Origin of the sequence: Methylobacterium oxalidis (assembly GCF_007992195.1) — a bacterium.
Classification (GTDB): Bacteria; Pseudomonadota; Alphaproteobacteria; order Rhizobiales; family Beijerinckiaceae; genus Methylobacterium; species Methylobacterium oxalidis.
In genome coordinates, this window is sequence record NZ_BJZU01000087.1 from 1 (window position 1) to 1302 (window position 1302).

1 protein-coding gene is annotated in these 1302 nt (G+C 75.7%); it reads right to left on the bottom strand.

Annotation, left to right across the window (positions count from 1 at the left end; all coding sequences use genetic code 11):
* Positions 1-74: 74 nt before the first annotated feature.
* On the bottom strand, positions 75-1238 hold the full coding sequence (locus tag MOX02_RS20045; protein WP_147027567.1) for a phage portal protein: 1164 nt from the start codon (positions 1236-1238) through the stop codon (positions 75-77).
* Positions 1239-1302 lie beyond the last annotated feature (64 nt).

The following is a 1302-nucleotide window of genomic DNA, read 5'->3' on the forward strand; positions in this document are numbered from 1 at the left end:
GGTGAGGGGTGCGACATCTCCGGACGGGAGAGGGGACCCGCGCCGGGTCGTGTCAGGCCGGCGGCGGCGTCGCGTCAGGCGGCCGGCCCGTAGCCCACCGCCTCGCGCTTCTCGTACGGGGTCAGGAAGTCCGCCGCCTGCACGCGGCGCCAGAGGGATTCGCGCTCCGGCGCCAGCGCCTCGACGGCGTCGAGGTCGGGCTCCAGGCTCGCGGGGCCGAAGGCCGGCTCCAGCCACTGGGCGAGGCTCTCGGCGGTGCGGCGCACGAGCGGGATCACGGTCTGGCGGTAGAAGGCGCGGTTGGCCTCCGCGTAGTTGGCGTGGGTGTTGTCGCCCGGCAGGCCGAGGAGGAGGGGCGGCACGCCGAAGGCGAGCGCGATCTCGCGGGCGGCTCCGGCCTTGGCCTCGACGAAGTCCATGTCCTTCGGCGAGAGCGCGAGCGGCTTCCAGTCGAGCCCGCCCTCCAGGAGGAGCGGGCGCCCGGCATTGTCCGCGCCCTGGTAGTTCGCCTCGAGCTCGCCCTTCAGCCGCGCGAACTGGACCTCGCTCAGGGTGCCGCCGGCGCCGGCGAAGACGAGGGCGCCGGAGGGCCGGGCGGTGTTGTCGAGGAGCGCCTTGTTCCAGGCGCCGGCGGCGTTGTGGATGTCGAGGGCCGCCGCCGCGGCCTCCATCGGCGAGAGGCCGTAATGGTCGTCGAGGGGGTGGAACAGCGTCAAATGCAGGATCGGCGGCACGCCCGCGCCGGTCTGGTCGTAGTGCAGGCTGCGCCCGCCGACGTCGTAGGCGTAGGATGCCGGCCAGCCGTCCGGGCCCGGCACCACCCGCATCCGGTCGGGCCGCAGGACGTGCAGCTCGCGCGGGCTGCCGTCGAGGCTCACGGCCTCGAGATACGCGTTGCCGGAGACCATCAGGTGCCCGTAGAGCGCCTCGAGCAGGCGCGCGCCGCCCTGGCGCGGGTTCGGCCGGGCGAGCAGCGCCGCGAGCGGCCGGGCGGCCTCGGCGCCGGGGCCCGTCAGGATCAGCGGCAGCGCGGCGGCCGCCTCGGCCACGAGGCGCACGGCGCGGTGCACCACCGCGTTGCGCGCGAAGCCCGCGCGGGCGAGCGCGGTGCCCTCCCGCGCCGTCCAGACGGCGCGGCCATCGCCGTAGAGGGCGAAGCCCGGCACCGCGAGGGGCGCGGCCTTGGCGGCCGGCACGTAGCCCGCCGCCCGCGCGATCCGGGTGAGAAGGTTCGGCATGCGGTTCCTCGTGCGATGTGACCTCAGCCCTCTCCGGTTCGCGAGGGGCGGCCTTTCCGGATAC